The following is an 18116-nucleotide window of genomic DNA, read 5'->3' as shown; positions in this document are numbered from 1 at the left end:
CGGTGGACTGCAAACCACCTCCGGCCATCTCGACCGATGGCAATACGCGAACACTCTACCAATCACAACGAACGGCGAATGCCGGCTGAAGAAGGGAACAGGGGAATGAGCGATTACAAAGACTATTTGGCACGTCAGGTCATGCTCGGCAAAATGAACCGGCGTGAATTTCTCGGACGCGCTGCCGCCCTCGGCATTGCCGCGTCGACGGCGAATACGCTCTTTGCGTCCAGCGCCGCGGCGCAGGAGCCGAAGCGCGGCGGTCACCTGAAGCTCGGCCTCGAAGGGGCCGCTGCCACCGACTCGCGGGACCCGGCAAAGGCGCTGTCGCAATTCATGTTCGTGGTCGGCCGCAACTGGGGCGACATGCTCGTCGAGAGCCACCCGACGACCGGCGAACCGGTGCCGGCGCTTGCAGAATCCTGGGAACCCTCCGCCGACGCCGCCACCTGGACCTTCACGATCCGCAAGGGCGTCAAATTCCACGACGGCAAGGAACTGACGATCGACGACGTCATCAAGACCCTGCAGCGACACACGGACGAAAAGTCCGAGTCCGGCGCGCTCGGCGTGATGAAATCAATCAAGGAAATCAAGGCCGACGGCGACAAGCTCGTCCTGACGCTGACGGAGGGCAATGCGGACCTGCCGCTGCTGCTCACCGACTATCACCTCATCATCCAGCCGAACGGCGGCACGGACAATCCCGACGCGATGATCGGGACCGGCCCCTACAAGGTCGCAAGCTTCGAGCCGGGCGTACGCGCCACATTCGAAAGGAACGCCGACGACTGGCGCACCGACCGCGGCTACGTCGATTCAGTCGAACTGATCGCGATGAACGATGCGACGGCGCGCATCGCGGCGCTGTCCTCCGGCCAGGTCCACTTCATCAACCGCGTCGACCCGAAGACGGTCAACCTGTTGAAGAAGGCGCCGACCGTCGAAATCCTCAATACGTCGGGCCGAGGACATTACGTCTTCATCATGCATTGCAACACGGCGCCGTTCGACAACAACGACCTGCGCATGGCGCTGAAATACGCGATGGACCGCGAGACTCTGGTCCAGCGCATCCTTGGCGGCTACGGCAAGGTCGGCAACGACTTCCCGATCAACGACACCTATGCGCTCTTCCCCGAAGGTATCGAGCAACGCGCCTACGATCCGGACAAGGCGGCATTCCACTACAAGAAATCCGGCCACAGCGGTCCGGTGCTGCTGCGCACCTCGGACGTCGCTTTCCCCGGCGCGGTCGATGCCGCTGTCCTCTACCAGGCGAGCGCCAAGAAGGCGGGCATCGAGATCGAGGTCAAGCGCGAGCCGGGCGACGGCTATTGGTCCAACGTCTGGAACGTCCAACCCTTCTCGACATCCTATTGGGGCGGGCGTCCGACCCAGGACCAGATGTACTCCACCGCTTATCTCTCGACAGCCGACTGGAACGACACCCGCTTCAAGCGTCCGGATTTCGACAAGATCCTGCTCGAAGCACGTTCCGAGCTCGACGAAGCGAAGCGCAAGGACATGTACCACACTATGGCGATGATGGTGCGCGACGAAGGCGGCCTGATTCTGCCGATGTTCAACGACTTCGTGAACGCGGCCGGTAAAACGGTGAAGGGCTACGTCCACGACATCGGCAACGACATGTCGAACGGCTATGTCGCGACCAGGGTATGGCTGGACGCCTGATGATGGAAAGCGGACCGATCACGGGTCCGGTCGTGACGGATGCGACCGCAGGCGAGACAGCCCTGCGGTCCCCCGATCTTTCCGGTGTCCCAGCCAAACCCAACCCGGCCGCCGACGAGCTCGGCGGCACGTTCTGGCGGCGCTTCGCCTTTCGCCGTCCTCTCGCGGCGCTGATCCTTCAGCGCCTGGGACTGAGCGTCGGCCTGCTCTTCGCCGTGTCGCTGATGATCTTCGGCGGCATCGAGGCGTTGCCCGGCGATTTCGCCACCACCTATCTCGGTCAGTCGGCGACGCCGCAGGCCGTCGAGAACATCCGCGAGGATCTCGGGCTCGACCGCCCTTGGAGCGAGCGCTATCTCAGCTGGCTCGGCGGCGCCGTGCAGGGTGATTTCGGCACGTCCTGGGCGAGCAGGAATTCCGTCAGCGAGCAGATCGGCAACCGCCTCGGCAACTCGCTCTTCCTCGCCTTCTTCGCGGCGCTCATCTCCGTGCCGCTCGCCGTGGGGCTCGGGATGCTCGCGGTGCAATTCCGAAACCGCCTGCCTGACAAGATCATCAACGTGATATCGCTTGCGGCGATCTCGCTGCCGGAGTTCTTCATCGGCTATCTCCTGATCATGTTCTTCGCCGTCAAATGGGGCGTCGCCACTTTCCCGGCGACCGTTTACGACAGCATGGGCTTCACCGAGCGGCTTTCGGCGATCGCACTTCCGGTCGCGACGCTCGTGCTCGTGGTCCTCGCCCATATGATGCGCATGACGCGCGCGGCCATCCTCAACGTCATGTCGTCCGCCTATGTGGAAACCGCCGAACTCAAGGGGCTCGGCACGTTCCGCATCATCGCGCGCCACGCCGCCCCCAATGCCGTGGCGCCGGTCATCAACGTCATAGCGTTGAACCTCGCCTATCTGGTCGTCGGCGTCGTCGTCGTCGAAGTCGTCTTCGTCTATCCCGGCATGGGGCAATACATGGTGGATGCCGTGACGGTGCGCGACATGCCCGTCGTGCAGGCATGCGGGCTGATCTTTGCGGCCTTCTACATCTTCCTCAACATGGCGGCCGACATCCTCGCCATTCTCGCCAATCCGAGATTGAGGCACCCGCGATGAACCTGAGATCTATTCCCTTCAGCGCCTGGATCGGCATCATCGGCATTGCGGTCGCACTTCTGTGCGCCCTCTTTGCACCCGTCCTCGCGCCTTTCGGCGAGCGTGAGGTGGTCGGCGAGATCTGGCTGCCGGCAGGCGGCGATTTCCTGCTCGGCACGGACAATCTCGGCCGCGACCTGCTCTCGCGCCTGATCTACGGAGCCCGTACGACCATCTTCGTGGCGTTGGCGGCAACCGTCTTGTCGTTCGCTCTCGGCATGATCCTGAGCTTCACCGCGGCAGTAACGGGCGGCTTCGTCGATCAGTTCTTCTCCCGCTTCAACGATCTGATGATGGCGGTGCCGACGCTGATCTTCGCACTCGTCGTTCTCGCGGTGCTGCCACAGCATCTCTGGATCCTGGTCCTCGTCATGGCCGTGCTCGACTCGACGCGCGTCTTCCGCATCGGCCGCGCCGTCGCCCTCGATGTCGCGGTGATGGAGTTCGTCGAAGCGGCGCGGTTGCGCGGCGAAGGCAATGTCTGGATCATCTTCCGGGAAATCCTGCCGAACACGCTGTCGCCGCTGCTCGCCGAGTTCGGTCTGCGCTTCGCCTTCTCGATCCTGTTCCTCTCCACCCTCTCCTTCCTCGGCCTCGGCATTCAGCCGCCTGCCGCCGACTGGGGTGGCATGGTCAAGGACAACAAGGACGGCATCATCTTCGGCATATCGGCCGCGCTCATCCCGGGCGCCGCGATCGCCGCACTCGCCATCTGCGTCAATCTCGTCGTCGACTGGCTGATGAAGCGCACCTCGAGCCTGAAAGGAGGCCGCGGCGATGCCTGAGCTGCTTTCCGTCAAGAACCTGAAGATCGAAGCGACGAGCTATCCGCCGGGCGAACCGCCGAAAGTGGTGACGCTGGTCGAGGACGTTTCCTTCGATCTTCAAAAGGGCAAGGTGCTGGGTCTGATCGGCGAGTCCGGCGCCGGCAAGTCGACGATCGGCCTCTCGGCGCTCGCCTATGGCCGCGGCGGTTGCCGCATCACCGGCGGCGAGGTGCTGCTCAACGGCCGCGACATCCTGAAGCTCGGCCGGGGCGGAATCAATTCGGTTCGTGGACGTCATGTCTGCTACGTGGCGCAATCCGCCGCCGCAGCCTTCAATCCCGCCCACAAGCTCGGCGACCAGGTGATCGAGGCGTCTCTGCGCCACGGCATAATGAACCGTGACGAGGCGACCAAGCGTGCGCTCTATCTCTTCCGGGTGCTCGGCCTTCCCAATCCGGAAACCTTCGGAGACCGCTACCCCCATCAGGTATCGGGCGGACAGTTGCAGCGCGCCATGACCGCCATGGCGCTCTGCCCCAACCCGGAACTGATCGTCTTCGACGAGCCGACCACGGCGCTCGACGTCACGACCCAGATCGACGTGCTCGCCGCGATCAAGCACGCGATCGAGGAGACCGATACCGCGGCCCTCTACATTACCCACGATCTTGCAGTCGTCGCCCAGATCTCCGACGACATCATGGTTCTGCGCAACGGCAAGACCGTCGAGTACGGCACCACCAAGCAGGTGATCGAGGCTCCGAGGGAAGAATACACCCGCGCCCTCGTCAGCGTCCGCCAGGCGAAACGCGACGAAGCTCCGGACCAGACCGACACGCTTCTCAAGATCGAACATGTGCATGCCGGTTACGCCAACGGCTTCAAGGTATTGCACGACGTCTCGATGCACCTGCCGAAGGGCCAGACACTGGCAATCGTCGGCGAATCGGGCTCAGGCAAATCGACGCTCGCGCGCGTCATCACGGGCCTGCTGCCGCCGAGCGAAGGGCGCATCACCTTCGAAGGAAAGGAACTGCCGAAGGCGCTGAAAGGCAGGACGAACGATGAGCTGCGCCGGATCCAGATGATCTATCAGATGGCCGACACGGCGATGAATCCGCGCCAGACGGTGCGCGAGATCGTCGGCCGGCCGCTCTCCTTCTACTTCGGCATGCACGGCGCCAAAAAGACCGAGCGGGTGAAGGAACTGCTGGACCAGATCGAAATGGGGACGCGCTTCCTCGATCGTTACCCGGCCGAGCTCTCCGGCGGACAGAAGCAGCGCGTCGCTATCGCCCGGGCGCTCGCCGCCAAACCGGAGCTCATCCTGTGCGACGAGCCGACCTCGGCGCTCGATCCGCTGGTGGCGGAAGGCATCCTCAACCTGCTCCTGAAGCTGCAGGAGGAAACCGCGGTTTCCTATGTCTTCATCACCCATGACATCGCCATCGTCCGGGCAATCGCCGACAGCGTCGCCGTCATGCATCGCGGCCGGCCGGTGCGTTTCGGCCCGAAATCGAAGGTCCTTTCGCCGCCCTTCGACGATTATACCGATCTTCTCCTGAAGTCGGTTCCCGAAATGGAAATCGGCTGGCTGGAAAAGGTGCTGAAGACGCGGCGGATGGAGAGCGCCGGCAATTGAATGCGCGTGGCGGCCGCCACGCGCATCCGTCAATATTCCGCCGGAATGGTCAGCACCTCGGCCTCCGGCGCCTCCAGGAAGCGCCGGACCGCAGAAGGCAGATGCCGCGATCCGAACGGAAGCAGCCCGCAACGCGAAAGCAGCTGGCGTTTGTCCGGATCCAGCCCGATATGCCGCCAGATCATCCGCGAGGCGTAGGGCAGGTTCTCCTTGCGCCACGAGACCCCCATCGTGGTGCCGCGCAGATAGACCCGCTGGTGCACCTCGAAGGGCATCAGGATCGTCTGCGCCAGCATCGACGCCTGCCCCACCGTGCGCTCGGCTATGAAGATGCGGTTTCGCCAGAAGGTGACAAGGCCGACATATTTCGAGAACTGCTCGATCTCGTTCGCCTTATCGCGAATGCGCTCGATCGACTTCACCCGGATCGAGCCACCTTCCTCATAGATATGCGCGCAGGAACAGACGACGAAACCGGGCCAGGAGAGCGAAAGGTGATAGGTCTGGTAGTAGCCGAAATGGTGGCGAAGGGCTGCGGCATCGCCGGGGAATCCTTCCAGAAGCTGACCCGCTTCCAGGCGGTGCCGCTCGGGGCGGATCATGCGGGCTTCGAAGAGCTTCGGCGCCAGTGAGAAATCCTCGGCCGAAAGCCCGAAGAACGCCGCGATCCGCGCTACATTGTGAGCGGAAGGCCGCGCCTCGCCATTGATGTAGCGGTTGAACTGCTGACGGTTGATGCCGATCTCCCGGCAAATCTGCGAGATCGAGCGCCGCGTCGCACAGGCAAAACGCAGATTTGTTGCGAATGTGTCGTCCTGCTGCAAGTGCTCCACCCCTCGGATTGCGGGTAGCGTAAACCAGCGAAAAAACGCGTCAAGTCGCGAAATTGTCTGGTGCCCGGCAGGCGCTAGGTTTCTCTCGAACAAAACACGCAAGGGGAACTGGAAATGACCGAATTCACGAAGCGTCCCGACGGCCTCATCGTACCGGCCGGCATCAACCGGCGCGGCTTCCTCGCAGGCACGGCAGCGCTCGGCCTCGCCGCCGGCATCGGGAGCTCCATCGGCTTGGGCGAGGCACGAGCGCAGGAGCCCAAACGCGGCGGCCACCTGAAGCTCGGCCTCGACGGCGGAGCGACGACCGATTCGCTCGATCCGGCAAGCTATAGCGGCTCGGTATCCTTCGTGATCGGCCATCTTTGGGGCGACACGCTGGTCGAGTCCCACCCCGAGACCGGCGCTCCGCTGCCCGCGATCGCCTCCTCCTGGGAGTCGTCGGCAGATGCTTCGGTCTGGACGTTCAAGGTCCGGAACGACATCGCTTTCCACGACGGCAAGAAACTGACCGTCGCGGACGTGATCGCAACATTGAAGCGGCATTCCGACGAAGGCTCCAAGTCGGGAGCGCTCGGGCTGATGCGGTCCGTCAAGACGATCGAGGAAAAAGCCGGCGACCTCGTCCTGACGCTGACGGAAGGCAATGCGGACCTGCCGCTCCTCTTGACCGACTATCATCTCATCATCCAGCCCGGCGGCGGCGGCGACAACCCCGCCTCGCCGATCGGCACCGGGCCCTACAAGCTTGCAAGCTATGAGGCCGGCATCCGGGCAACCTTCGAGAAGAACACCGCCGACTGGCGTTCGGACCGCGGCTATGTCGACAGCGTCGAGATCATCGTCATGAACGACAACACGGCCCGCATTGCGGCACTTTCCTCCGGGCAGGTGCATTTCATCAACGGCGTCGATCCGAAGACCGTGCCGCTTCTGAAGCGTGCGCCCCGCGTCGAGATCCTGCAGACCTCGGGCAAGGGCTTCTACAGCTTCCTCATGCATTGCGACACGGCCCCCTTCGACAACAACGACCTAAGGCTCGCGCTGAAATATGCGATCGACCGGCAGGCTATTCTCGACCGCGTGCTCGGCGGCTATGGCACGCTCGGCAACGATTATCCGGTCAACGAAAACTACGCGCTGGCACCTGAAGGCATCGAGCAGCGCGCCTACGACCCCGACAAGGCCGCCTTCCATTACAAGAAGTCCGGCCACGACCGGCCGATCCTGCTGCGTACCTCCGATGCCGCCTTCCCGGGCGCGGTCGATGCCTCGGTCCTCTTCCAGGAAAGCGCCCGCAAGGCCGGTATCGAAATCGAAGTACGCCGCGAGCCGGAAGACGGCTACTGGACCAATGTCTGGAATGTCCAGCCCTTCTGCGCTTCCTACTGGGGCGGCCGCCCGACGCAGGATTCCCGCTATTCCACCTCCTATCTTTCGAGTGCGGAATGGAACGACACGCGTTTCAAGCGGGGGGACTTCGACAAACTGCTCCTGCAGGCGCGCTCCGAACTTGACGAAGCCAAGCGCAAGGAGCTCTACCACACCATGGCACTCATGGTGCGCGACGAAGGCGGCCTCATCCTGCCGGTCTTCAATGATTATGTGAACGCCGCCTCCGCTTCGCTGAAAGGCTTCGTGCACGACATCGGCAACGACCTTTCCAACGGCTACGTCGGAAGCCGCGTCTGGTTCGACAGCTAAAGTGCAATGAGAAGGTGCAGGTGGTTCTCCGCCTGCGCCTCGCGTCTCAACAGTCAAGCACCGATCGGAGGCAGCCAACATGGCCGAGCGTAATTTCACCGTCATCGAAAACGAATGGATAACCCTGGAGGACGGGACCCGGCTTGCCGCACGCATCTGGATGCCTGAGGGCACCGAGCAGAAGCCGGTGCCGGCAGTCCTGGAATACCTGCCCTACCGCAAGCGCGACGGGACCTGTGCACGGGACGAATCCACCTACCCTGCCTTCGCGGCCGCCGGGATCGCCGGCGTTCGCGTCGACATCCGCGGCTCGGGCGAGTCCGAGGGCGTGATCGACGGCGAATATACCCCGCGCGAACTCTCCGACGGCTGCGAGATCATCGAATGGATTGCGGCACAGCCCTGGTCGAACGGCAAGGTCGGGATGATGGGCATCTCCTGGGGCGGCTTCAACTGTCTGCAGGTAGCGGCCCTCAAGCCCCCGGCCCTCAAGGCGGTGATCTCGATCGCCTCGACCGTCGACCGCTACAATGACGACATCCACTACAAGAACGGCTGCCATCTCTCGGCGCAACTCTCCTGGGCGGCAACCATGCTCGCCTACCAGTCCCGATCGCCCGACCCGGAACTCGTCGGCGAGCGCTGGCGGGAGATGTGGCTGGAGCGCCTCGAGAACGAGCCCTTCTTCCTGGAGGAATGGCTGGAGCACCAGCGCCGCGACGATTTCTGGCGGCATGGCTCGATCTCAGAGGATTTCGACGGCTTTCCGATCCCCGCGCTGATGATCGCCGGCTGGGCGGACGGCTACCGCAACACACCGATCAAGGCGGTCGAGGGGCTCGGCGGCAAGGCCAAGGCGCTCATCGGCCCGTGGGTCCACAAATATCCGCATTTCGCCTGGCCGAAGCCGCGAGCAGACTTTCTCGGAGAGGCGATCCGCTGGTGGAACCGCTGGCTTCGCGACGAAAAGAACGATGCCGAGCAATTGCCGCAGATGCGCGCCTATATCCTTGACGGTCCGAGGCCCGCGGTCAGGCGCAATGAAGACCCGGGCCGCTGGATCGCCAAGGACGTCTGGACCACGCCGGAAATGCGGACCTTCGCGGTTTCGAGCGAGGGAGGCCTGGCGGCCGGTTCCCCATCCAGGCGCGGGATCGGCGACGTTTACCTGCGTTCGCCGCTCGATACCGGCACTGCTGCCGGTGAGTATTTCACGCTGAAACCCGACGCCGAGATGCCCGGCGACCAGCGCATCGACGATGCGGGCTCGCTCACTTTCGACACGCACCCGCTGCTCGAGGCGGAGGACTATCTCGGCCAGCCTGTGCTCGACCTCGAGCTTTCCTGCAGTGCCGAAACCGCCAATCTCGCCGCGCGTATCGTCGATGTCCATCCGGACGGAACGTCGACCCGCGTCGCCTTCGGCGTTCTCAACCTGGCGCACCGCAACGGCAATGCCAAGCCGGTGCCGATGGAGAAGAACCGCAAGACGCGCGTCACGCTGGTGCTCGATGCCTGCGGCTACCGCTTCCGTGCCGGCCACCGCATCCGGCTGTCGCTGTCGACATCCTACTGGCCGATCATCCTGCCGTCGCCGACCGATCCGGGCGTCACGATCGACACGGCCAGCGTCTCGCTTTCCCTGCCGCTTCTCGGCGACCATCGCGAGATCGTCGTGCCGCAGCCGGCCAATCCCGACCCGTTGCCGCACTATATCGAGCATTCACCGGCCGAAACGCGCCGCACCGTCGAACGCGACATGACCAAGTGCCGGACGCATTATCGGATCTACGAGAATACCGGCCTCGTCGAGCATCCCGGCACCGGCAATGCGACGCAGGACATCCGCGACGAAACCTGGACGATCGCACCGGACGATCCGCACTCCATGACGGGCGTTTCGACCTGGACCTGCATCGCGCGGCGTGGGCAGCAATCGCTGAAGACCGTCTCGACCTCCCGCCTCGGCTGTACGGAAACCGAGTGGATCACCTCCGCCAAGGTCGAGGCTTTCGAGGATGAAACGAAGATCTTCGAGAAGACCTTCGAGAAGCGGATCCGGCGGGATTTCATGTGAGGGATCGGCGCGCGACCGCCCCTCATCCGCCTGCCGGCACCTTCTCCCCGTTTTGACGCGTTTTGACGGGGACTCGGGAAGACGTCTCTATGCCCCTCTCCCCGATCTTGCGTACGGGGAGAGGTTCAAACTCACTGCGTTCAGTTGTCCCTGCGGCTGAGCGTCTGCAACACTTCGACGGCCCTTTTCGCGTCCGCCGCGGGCACGAAGATGTGGTCGTGGTAATAGGCCGCCACCACATTGGCGCTGATGCCCGCCTGCGTCAGTGCGCCGGAAACCGCCGCCGTCAGTCCTACGGCTTCGAGTGCGGAATGGACGCTGAGCGTAATCAGCCGCAGCACCGGTCCATAGGAAAGTCCCGCCGCCTCGGCACGGGCCCGCTCGAGGATGAGCGTAATCCCCTCATTTTCGCGAAAGGTTCCGATCGGCTCAAGCGCGAACCAGGCCGCAGCGCGACCTTCAACCGTGCAATAGACATACTCGCCGTCATGCAGCATCGGCTCCATCTCTGCCAGCAGTCGCTTGAGATCCGTCTCGCCGCTCATCGCCGCCTCAAGCCGTACCGGCCAATCTCGCCACAGCTTGCACGAGACGGACGAAGCCTTCCCGTGCGCCGGGGCTCATGCGGCGCGCCCGGAGCCAGGAATGGACCATCTGCGGCTCTTCCCGGTAGGTGACGTCCACGCCCGCCTGGGCGAGCCGGGCTGCATAGGCGCGCGCATCGTCGCGCAACGGATCGAAATAGGCGCCGGAAACATAGGCCGGGGGAAGCCCGGACAGGTCCGCGGCCCGCAACGGGTGCGCAAAGGGCTCATCCGCCGGTGCTTTCAGCACCTCGCGGTAATAGTCGACGTCGGCGGTGGAAAGCAGCGGCGCCTGGGCCATCTCGATATAGGAGCCGCGCGTCAGATCGCCGCCGAGGCCGGGATAGATCAGGACCTGGCCGACGATGCCGGCGAGCCCCTCAGCCTTCGCCTTCAGTACGATACCGGCTGACAGGTTGCCGCCGGCACTATCGCCGGCGACGACGAGCGGGCGCCCATCGGCAAGAAGCGCTTCGAGCACATCGCAGCAGTCCTCGAAGGCTGCGGGCCAAAGATGTTCGGGGGCAAGGCGATAGTCCACCGACACCAGCTCCACTTGCGCACCATGGGCAAGCTCGGCGCAGATCGCATCGTGGCTCTCAAGCGAGCCGACGACGAAGCCGCCGCCATGGATATAGAAGACGCGCGTCCCGCTCGCGACCTCCGCCGGCCGGTAGTACCGCACCGGAATTCGCCCAGCCACCCGCTCGTCCCGCCGGGTCAGCCCTTCGGGAGACGGCGCGTCGAATTCGGCGCAGAGCGCATCATACCATTGCCGTTGCTGCTCGACGGAGGCATTGACCGCATCGGCGGGATAGAACGCCTCGCAACGTTCGTGAAAGGCGCGAATCCCCGCTTCCGTCGGCATTGGCTTTGTCGTTTTCGAATCCATCCTGTTCCCCCTCACCGCACCTTAACAGCGTCGCGCTGGCGTGCACGACGAAATGCGTCAGCCCTGCTGCCGTTCACGCCGTGCTTGCGTTCCCTGCGGCGCACGGTGTTAATTCGCACATGGCATTCACACTCCGGCAGTTGCAATATTTCGTCGCCGTCGCCGAGCAGGGCTCGGTCACCCGCGCGGCGCAGAACCTCTCCATCTCTCAATCATCGATCACCGAGGCAATCAAGGAGCTCGAAACCGATCTCGGCGTCGAGCTCTTCGACCGGCACCCCCGCGGCCTCGCGATCACCCATAACGGGCATCAGTTTCTGCGCCACGCGACCAAGATCCTCGCCGATGTCTCCGATGCGCGGCGCAGCTTCTCCGACAGCCGCGAGGAACGCGGCGGCAAGCTCAATCTCGGCGTCACGTCCCTCGTTGCCGGCTACGTGCTCTCCGACCTGCTTGCGCGCTACCGCCGCGCCTGCCCCGGCGTGGAGGTGAGCGCCATCGAGGACAATGGCTCCTATCTCGAGCACCTCCTGATCGGCGGCGAGCTCGACGTCGCCGTGATGGTCATCTCGAATCTGCGCGACCGCATGGCGCTGCAAGCGGAAATCCTCGAAACCTCTCCTTACCGCCTGTGGCTGCCGATCGGCCATCCGCTCGTCAGCGCCGACATCATCTCGGTCGAGGACATCGCCCGTGAGCCGCTGATCATGCTGACCGTGGACGAGATCGAGGAGAATACCGGCAAACTCCTGACGGCGCTCGGCGCGCGTCCGCATGTCGCCTTTCGCACCCGTTCGGTGGAAGCGGTCAGAAGCCTGGTCGCGACCGGCGCCGGCATCGCGCTTTTGCCTGACCTCGTCTACCGCCCCTGGTCGCTCGAAGGCGACCGGATCGAAAGCCGCGATGTTTCCGGGGCGCTGCCGGTGGTGCAGGTCGGCATGGTTTGGCGCAAGGGGTCGAGCCTGCCACAGTCCGCGCGCGATTTCGTCGGCGTCGCCGAAGCGCTGCGCAGCGCCCGCCCGCGATGAACTCAGATATCGGAAATACCGATGTCGGCATTCTGATTAATGAATTTGCGAATACGGAGAAACCAAGGCACGCTTCGATCCGGGAACAAAGCCGCTAACGGCATGAAACTGGGGAGACTTCCGATGAAGCAGATCCTGAAATCCTGCACCGCACTTACCCTGTCGCTGGGCCTCGCCGCCCCTGCGCTGGCGCAGGAGCCGCTGAAAGAGCTCGGTCAGGGCGAAGGTGCGCTCTCGATCGTCGCCTGGGCGGGCTATATCGAGCGCGGCGAGACCGACAAGAATTACGACTGGGTCACCGATTTCGAGAAGAAGACCGGTTGCAAGGTCAGCGTCAAGACGGCGGCCACCTCCGACGAAATGGTCGCGCTGATGAACGAAGGCGGTTTCGACCTGGTGACCGCCTCCGGAGACGCATCGCTGCGCCTCGTCGCTGGAAAGCGCGTCCAGCCGATCAATACCGATCTCATCCCCAGCTGGAAGACGATCGACGAGCGCATGCAGAACGCGCCGTGGCACACCGCCAACGGCGTCCACTACGGCACCCCCTATGTCTGGGGCCCGAACGTGCTGATGTACAATACCGAAGCCTTCAAGGATCAGCCGCCGAAGAGCTGGAAAGTCGTCTTCGAGGAGATGACGCTGCCCGACGGCAAGTCCAACAAGGGCCGCGTCCAGGCCTATGACGGCCCGATCCATGTCGCGGACGCCGCCAACTACCTGATGGCGCACAAGCCCGATCTCGGCATCAAGGACCCTTACGAGCTCAACGAAGATCAGTACAAGGCCGCACTCGATCTGTTGCGCACCCAGCGCACCCTCGTCGGCCGCTACTGGCACGACGCGATGATCCAGATCGACGACTTCAAGAACGAGGGCGTCGTCGCCTCCGGCTCCTGGCCCTTCCAGGTCAACCTGATGCAGGCCGAGAAGCAGCCGATCGCCTCCGTCATCCCGGAAGAAGGCGTGACGGGCTGGGCCGATACGACAATGCTGCATGCCGACAGCGAGCATCCGAACTGCGCCTATATGTGGATGGAGCATTCGCTCTCGCCGAAAGTCCAGGGAGATGTATCCGCCTGGTTCGGTGCCAACCCCTCCGTCGGTGCCGCCTGCAAGGGCAACGAGCTTCTGACCGACGAAGGTTGCAAGACCAACGGCTACGACGACTTCGAGAAGGTCAAGTTCTGGAAGACGCCGGTGACGAAATGCGAAAGCCAGGGCGAGTGCGTGCCCTATCATCGCTGGGTCTCCGACTATATCGGTGTGATCGGCGGGCGGTAAGCCCTGCCTTCAGCGCAAGCGTTTGCCCCTCACCCTAGCCCTCTCCCCGCAGGCGGGGATAGGGGACGAGTAAGCCGCGCCCGCTCGATGAAATGAAGCCCGAGAGGGAGCCCCGAGTCGCCTTCTCCCCGCAAGCGGGGAGAAGGTGGCGGCAGCCGGATGAGGGGCCGAAATCTCGCCGAAATCTCCTGGAGTATCGCAATGAACGCCGCCGTCCTCTTCGACAATGTTTCCCGCTATTTCGGCGCCGTGCGTGCCGTCGATCGCGTGAACCTCGAGATCGCCGAGGGCGAGTTCTTCGCGATGCTCGGTCCATCGGGCTCGGGCAAGACCACCTGCCTGAGGCTGATGGCAGGCTTCGAGCAGCCGACCGGAGGCCACATCGAGATCTTCGGCGAGACCGCCGAAGGCGTGCCGCCCTACCGGCGCAGCGTCAACACCGTCTTTCAGGACTACGCCCTCTTCCCGCATCTCTCCATTCTCGACAACGTCGCCTATGGCCTGATGGTCAAGGGCGTCGGACGCGAGGAGCGCCGCAGGGCGGCCGAGGATGCGCTCGCCATGGTGAAGCTTCCGGGCTACGGCACGCGCCGGCCCGGACAGCTTTCCGGCGGCCAGCGCCAGCGCGTGGCGCTCGCCCGCGCGCTCGTCAACAAGCCGAAGGTTCTGCTTCTCGACGAGCCGTTGGGCGCGCTCGATCTGAAGCTGCGCGAACAGATGCAGGAGGAATTGAAAACGCTGCAGAAGTCGTTGGGCATCACCTTCGTCTTCGTCACCCATGATCAGGGCGAAGCGCTCTCGATGGCCGACAGGATCGCCGTTTTCAACGAGGGCCGTATCCAGCAACTGGGAAGCCCGGAGGAGGTCTACAACCGTCCGCAGACCCGTTTCGTCGCCGATTTCGTCGGCTCCTCCAACGTGCTTTCCGAGGACCTCTGCCGCCGACTGGGGCTGAAGGCTTCCTTCGCGAGCCTGCGCCCGGAGGCTGTGGCCATTGCGCCGCCGAGCGACGGAGCGCTGAGCCTTTCCGGCACTGTCGCTTCGCAGAGCTTCCTCGGCGCCACCAACCGAATCCTGATCGACGTCGAGGGTGCCCGCATCGCCGTGGCGAGCCCGGCGGCGCGTGGCGTTCCAGCGGTCGGCAGTCCGGTCACGATCAGCTTCGCCGCGCACGACCTCCACCCGATGGAGGACGCATGACGATCGTCGCCGAAAGCATCATGCTTCCGCAACGCCGCAGCACGGCGGGCCGCCTCTCGGATTTCTTCTGGCGGCACCCGCATGTGCTGCTTGCGATCTTTCTCGCACCCCCGCTCCTCTGGCTCGGGATCGTCTATCTCGGTTCGCTCTTCGCGCTGCTTCTGCAGAGCTTCTTCTCGATCGACGACTTCTCCGGGCTCATAAATTACGAGTTCACGCTCGCCACCTATCGGCAGCTCTTGAGCGAATCCAATCTCGACATCATCATCCGCACCGTCTCGATGGCCGCTCTGGTGACGCTCGTCTCGGCGCTCATTGCCTTTCCGATCGCCTATTACGCCGCCCGCTACGCGCGCGGGAAATGGAAGGCGCTCTTCTATCTCGCCGTCATGCTGCCGCTCTGGTCGAGCTATCTCGTCAAGATCTATGCCTGGAAGCTGATCCTCGCAAAGGAAGGCATCCTGACCTGGTTCTTCGCAAAGCTGAACCTTCTCTGGCTGATCGATGCCTGGCTTTCTCTTCCCGTCGTCGGCGGCAATTCGCTGTCCGTCAGCTATACGGGCACCTTCATCGTCTTCGTCTATGTCTGGATGCCGTTCATGATCCTGCCCATCCAGGCGGCGCTCGAGCGCGTGCCGGCCAATCTGATCGAAGCCTCGTCGGACCTCGGCGGAACGCCCGCCCAGACCTTCCGCCATGTGCTCTTTCCGCTGGCGCTGCCGGGCATCGTCGCCGGATCGATCTTCACCTTCTCGCTGACGCTCGGCGACTACATCATCCCGCAGATCGTCGGCTCGTCGCGGCTCTTCATCGGTCAGGCCGTCTACGCGCAGCAGGGCACCGCCGGAAACATTCCGCTCGCCGCCGCCTTCACGGTCGTGCCGATCGTCATCATGGGCGCCTATCTCTGGATGGCCAAACGCATGGGGGCCTTCGATGCGCTCTGAGAAGGCGAACTCCGCTCCATTGGGTCTGAAGATCGCTGCCGCCGCCGGCCTCGCCTTCATGCATCTGCCGATCCTGCTGATCTTTCTCTACGCCTTCACGACCGAGGAGAAGAGCTACCAGTTTCCGCCGCCGGGGCTGACCACGCAATGGTTCGCCGTCGCCTGGAACCGGCCGGATGTCTGGGCGGCGCTGACGCTCTCCGTCAAGGTCGCCTCGATCGCGACGGCGGTAGCCCTCGTCCTCGGCACCCTCTGCGCCGCTGCCGTCAGCCAGACCCGTTTCTTCGGCCGCGAGACGATCTCGCTCCTCGTCATCCTCCCGATCGCGCTTCCCGGCATCATCACCGGCATTGCGCTGCGCTCCGCCTTCTCCATGGCCGACATCCCCTTCTCCTTCTGGACCATCGTGCTCGGCCACGCGACCTTCTGCATCGTCGTCGTCTACAACAATGCGGTCGCCCGTTTCCGCCGGATTTCCGGCTCGCTGATCGAGGCTTCCATGGATCTCGGCGCCGACGGTTTCCAGACCTTCCGCTACGTGATCCTGCCGAACATCGGCACGGCCCTGCTTGCCGGAGGCATGCTCGCTTTCGCGCTTTCCTTCGACGAGGTGATCGTCACGACCTTCACGGCCGGGCAGCAATCGACCCTGCCGATCTGGATGCTGGAAGAGCTGATCCGCCCGCGCCAGCGCCCGGTTACCAACGTCGTCGCGATGGTCGTCGTGATGGCCACCTTCCTGCCGATCCTCGGCGCCTATTACCTGACCCGCGACGGCGACCAGATCGCCGGCGCCGGCAAATGACATTTCGCACTTGAAGGGAGAACAGACATGGACACCCAGCTCTTGATCGGATCGCGCTTCGAAGCCGGAACCGAGGCCGAGGAACACATCCTCAATCCGCGGACGGGCGCCGGGATCATCGACCTCGCCGAGGCCTCCCACGCGCAGATCGACGCAGCCGTCGACGCTGCCGAGCGCGCCTTCGTCGGCTGGTCGCAGACGACGCCGGCCGAACGCTCCAACGCCCTTTTGAAGATCGCCGATGCGATCGAGAAAGAAGCCGACGAATTCGCCGCCCTTGAGGCGCTGAACTGCGGCAAGCCGATCAATGCGGTGAAGAACGACGAGCTGCCTGCGATCATCGATTGCTGGCGCTTCTTCGCCGGTGCGGTGCGCAATCTGCATGCACCGGCGGCGGGCGAATATCTGCCGGGCCACACGTCGATGATCCGCCGCGATCCGATCGGCATCGTCGGCTCGATCGCGCCGTGGAACTATCCCCTGATGATGATGGCCTGGAAGCTGGCGCCGGCGATCGGCGGCGGCAACACCGTTGTCTTCAAGCCATCCGAACAGACGCCGCTGACGGCGCTGAAACTTGCGCGGCTCATCGCCGACATTCTCCCCGAAGGCGTCGTCAACGTCATCACCGGCCGCGGCGAGACCGTCGGCAACGCGCTGATCAACCATCCGAAGGTCGGCATGGTATCGATCACCGGCGACATCGCCACCGGCAAGAAGGTGCTCGCGGCCGCCGCCAAGACGGTAAAGCGCACCCATCTCGAGCTCGGCGGCAAGGCGCCGGTCATCGTCTATGGCGACGCCGACCTCGAGGCGGTCGTCAACGGAATCCGCACCTTCGGCTACTACAATGCCGGGCAGGACTGTACCGCCGCCTGCCGCATCTATGCCGAAGCCGGCATCTACGAGAAACTCGTCGCCGACCTCACCTCGGCGGTCTCCACAATCCGCTACAATCTCGACGACGACACTGAAAACGAGATCGGTCCGCTGATCTCTAGGCGCCAGCGCGACCGCGTGGCAAGCTTCGTCGAAAGGGCCGCCGACCAGAAGCACATCGAGATCACCACCGGCGGCCGCACGGGCAGCGACGAAGGCTTCTTCTTCCAGCCGACGGTCGTCGCGGGCGCCACTCAGGAGGACGAGATCGTCCGCCGCGAAGTCTTCGGCCCGGTCGTCTCCGTCACGCGCTTCACCGGCAAGGACGATGCCGTGGCCTGGGCGAACGACAGCGATTACGGCCTCGCCTCATCGGTCTGGACGAAGGACATCAGCAAGGCGATGAGGGCCGCGTCCCGCCTCCAATATGGCTGCACCTGGATCAACACACATTTCATGCTGACCAACGAAATGCCGCATGGCGGCATCAAACAGTCCGGCTATGGCAAGGACATGTCGGTCTATGCGCTGGAGGACTACACCGCCGTCCGGCACATCATGATCAATCACGGCTGAATTTGCCGGCGAAGCCCTCATCCGGCCTGCCGGCCACCTTCTCCCCGCAGGCGGG

Annotated in this window: 15 protein-coding genes; 12 read left to right on the top strand and 3 right to left on the bottom strand. The window is 63.8% G+C overall.

Annotated features, from left to right (window positions below; translation table 11 throughout):
* Positions 1–105: 105 nt before the first annotated feature.
* The 4 genes from JOH52_RS12400 to JOH52_RS12385 are packed head-to-tail and all read left to right on the top strand — an operon-like array spanning position 106 to position 5252.
* The gene (locus JOH52_RS12400) at positions 106–1695 is read left to right on the top strand and encodes an ABC transporter substrate-binding protein (RefSeq protein WP_014529248.1); all 1590 of its coding nucleotides are present in this window, start codon (positions 106–108) and stop codon (positions 1693–1695) included.
* Positions 1680–2804: an ABC transporter permease gene (locus tag JOH52_RS12395; protein WP_017268503.1), complete on the top strand. Its 1125-nt coding sequence runs from the start codon at positions 1680–1682 to the stop codon at positions 2802–2804. The genes JOH52_RS12400 and JOH52_RS12395 overlap by 16 nt, the downstream gene beginning before the upstream one ends.
* Positions 2801–3628, top strand: coding sequence for an ABC transporter permease (locus JOH52_RS12390; protein ID WP_003536650.1), 828 nt, complete (start codon positions 2801–2803; stop codon positions 3626–3628). Before JOH52_RS12395 ends, JOH52_RS12390 begins: the two co-directional genes overlap by 4 nt.
* Positions 3621–5252, top strand: coding sequence for an ABC transporter ATP-binding protein (locus tag JOH52_RS12385; protein WP_014529246.1), 1632 nt, complete (start codon positions 3621–3623; stop codon positions 5250–5252). Before JOH52_RS12390 ends, JOH52_RS12385 begins: the two co-directional genes overlap by 8 nt.
* A gap of 29 nt (positions 5253–5281) precedes the next feature.
* Here JOH52_RS12385 and JOH52_RS12380 read toward each other — a convergent pair whose 3' ends face one another.
* Complete coding sequence (locus JOH52_RS12380; protein WP_017272324.1) at positions 5282–6076, bottom strand: helix-turn-helix domain-containing protein; 795 nt, start codon at positions 6074–6076, stop codon at positions 5282–5284.
* A gap of 123 nt (positions 6077–6199) precedes the next feature.
* Here JOH52_RS12380 and JOH52_RS12375 point away from each other — a divergent pair, with 123 nt between their 5' ends.
* A complete protein-coding gene (locus JOH52_RS12375) occupies positions 6200–7789 on the top strand; it encodes an ABC transporter substrate-binding protein (RefSeq protein ID WP_013844656.1) in 1590 nt (529 codons plus the stop codon).
* A 79-nt stretch (positions 7790–7868) separates the two neighbouring features.
* On the top strand, positions 7869–9866 hold the full coding sequence (locus JOH52_RS12370) for a CocE/NonD family hydrolase (RefSeq protein WP_010969810.1): 1998 nt from the start codon (positions 7869–7871) through the stop codon (positions 9864–9866).
* Between the two features lie 140 nt (positions 9867–10006).
* Here the strand turns inward: JOH52_RS12370 and JOH52_RS12365 are convergent, their stop codons facing one another.
* Both JOH52_RS12365 and JOH52_RS12360 read right to left on the bottom strand, forming a co-directional pair.
* Positions 10007–10411 carry an ACT domain-containing protein gene (locus JOH52_RS12365; protein WP_010969811.1) on the bottom strand — a complete coding sequence of 135 codons (405 nt, stop codon included), beginning with the start codon at positions 10409–10411 and terminating at the stop codon, positions 10007–10009.
* A 7-nt stretch (positions 10412–10418) separates the two neighbouring features.
* Positions 10419–11342: an alpha/beta hydrolase gene (locus tag JOH52_RS12360; protein WP_010969812.1), complete on the bottom strand. Its 924-nt coding sequence runs from the start codon at positions 11340–11342 to the stop codon at positions 10419–10421.
* Positions 11343–11461: 119 nt separating this feature from the next.
* On the opposite strand from JOH52_RS12360, the gene JOH52_RS12355 reads away from it, so the two are divergent.
* The 6 genes from JOH52_RS12355 to JOH52_RS12330 all read left to right on the top strand — a co-directional run bounded on the left by JOH52_RS12355 (position 11462) and on the right by JOH52_RS12330 (position 18061).
* A complete protein-coding gene (locus JOH52_RS12355; RefSeq protein WP_003536639.1) occupies positions 11462–12370 on the top strand; it encodes a LysR family transcriptional regulator in 909 nt (302 codons plus the stop codon).
* A gap of 123 nt (positions 12371–12493) precedes the next feature.
* Positions 12494–13654, top strand: a complete 1161-nt coding sequence (locus JOH52_RS12350) for an ABC transporter substrate-binding protein (protein ID WP_010969813.1) — start codon at positions 12494–12496, stop codon at positions 13652–13654.
* Between the two features lie 201 nt (positions 13655–13855).
* Positions 13856–14854, top strand: coding sequence for an ABC transporter ATP-binding protein (locus JOH52_RS12345; protein ID WP_013844659.1), 999 nt, complete (start codon positions 13856–13858; stop codon positions 14852–14854).
* Positions 14851–15801, top strand: coding sequence for an ABC transporter permease (locus JOH52_RS12340; RefSeq protein WP_010969815.1), 951 nt, complete (start codon positions 14851–14853; stop codon positions 15799–15801). The genes JOH52_RS12345 and JOH52_RS12340 overlap by 4 nt, the downstream gene beginning before the upstream one ends.
* Positions 15791–16606, top strand: coding sequence for an ABC transporter permease (locus tag JOH52_RS12335; RefSeq protein WP_010969816.1), 816 nt, complete (start codon positions 15791–15793; stop codon positions 16604–16606). The genes JOH52_RS12340 and JOH52_RS12335 overlap by 11 nt, the downstream gene beginning before the upstream one ends.
* Before the next feature lie 27 nt (positions 16607–16633).
* Complete coding sequence (locus tag JOH52_RS12330; RefSeq protein WP_003534222.1) at positions 16634–18061, top strand: gamma-aminobutyraldehyde dehydrogenase; 1428 nt, start codon at positions 16634–16636, stop codon at positions 18059–18061.
* Positions 18062–18116 lie beyond the last annotated feature (55 nt).

The sequence above is a fragment of the Sinorhizobium meliloti genome (genome assembly GCF_017876815.1).
GTDB classification, from domain to species: Bacteria; Pseudomonadota; Alphaproteobacteria; order Rhizobiales; family Rhizobiaceae; genus Sinorhizobium; species Sinorhizobium meliloti.
This window is presented reverse-complemented; position numbering and strand designations above follow the sequence as displayed.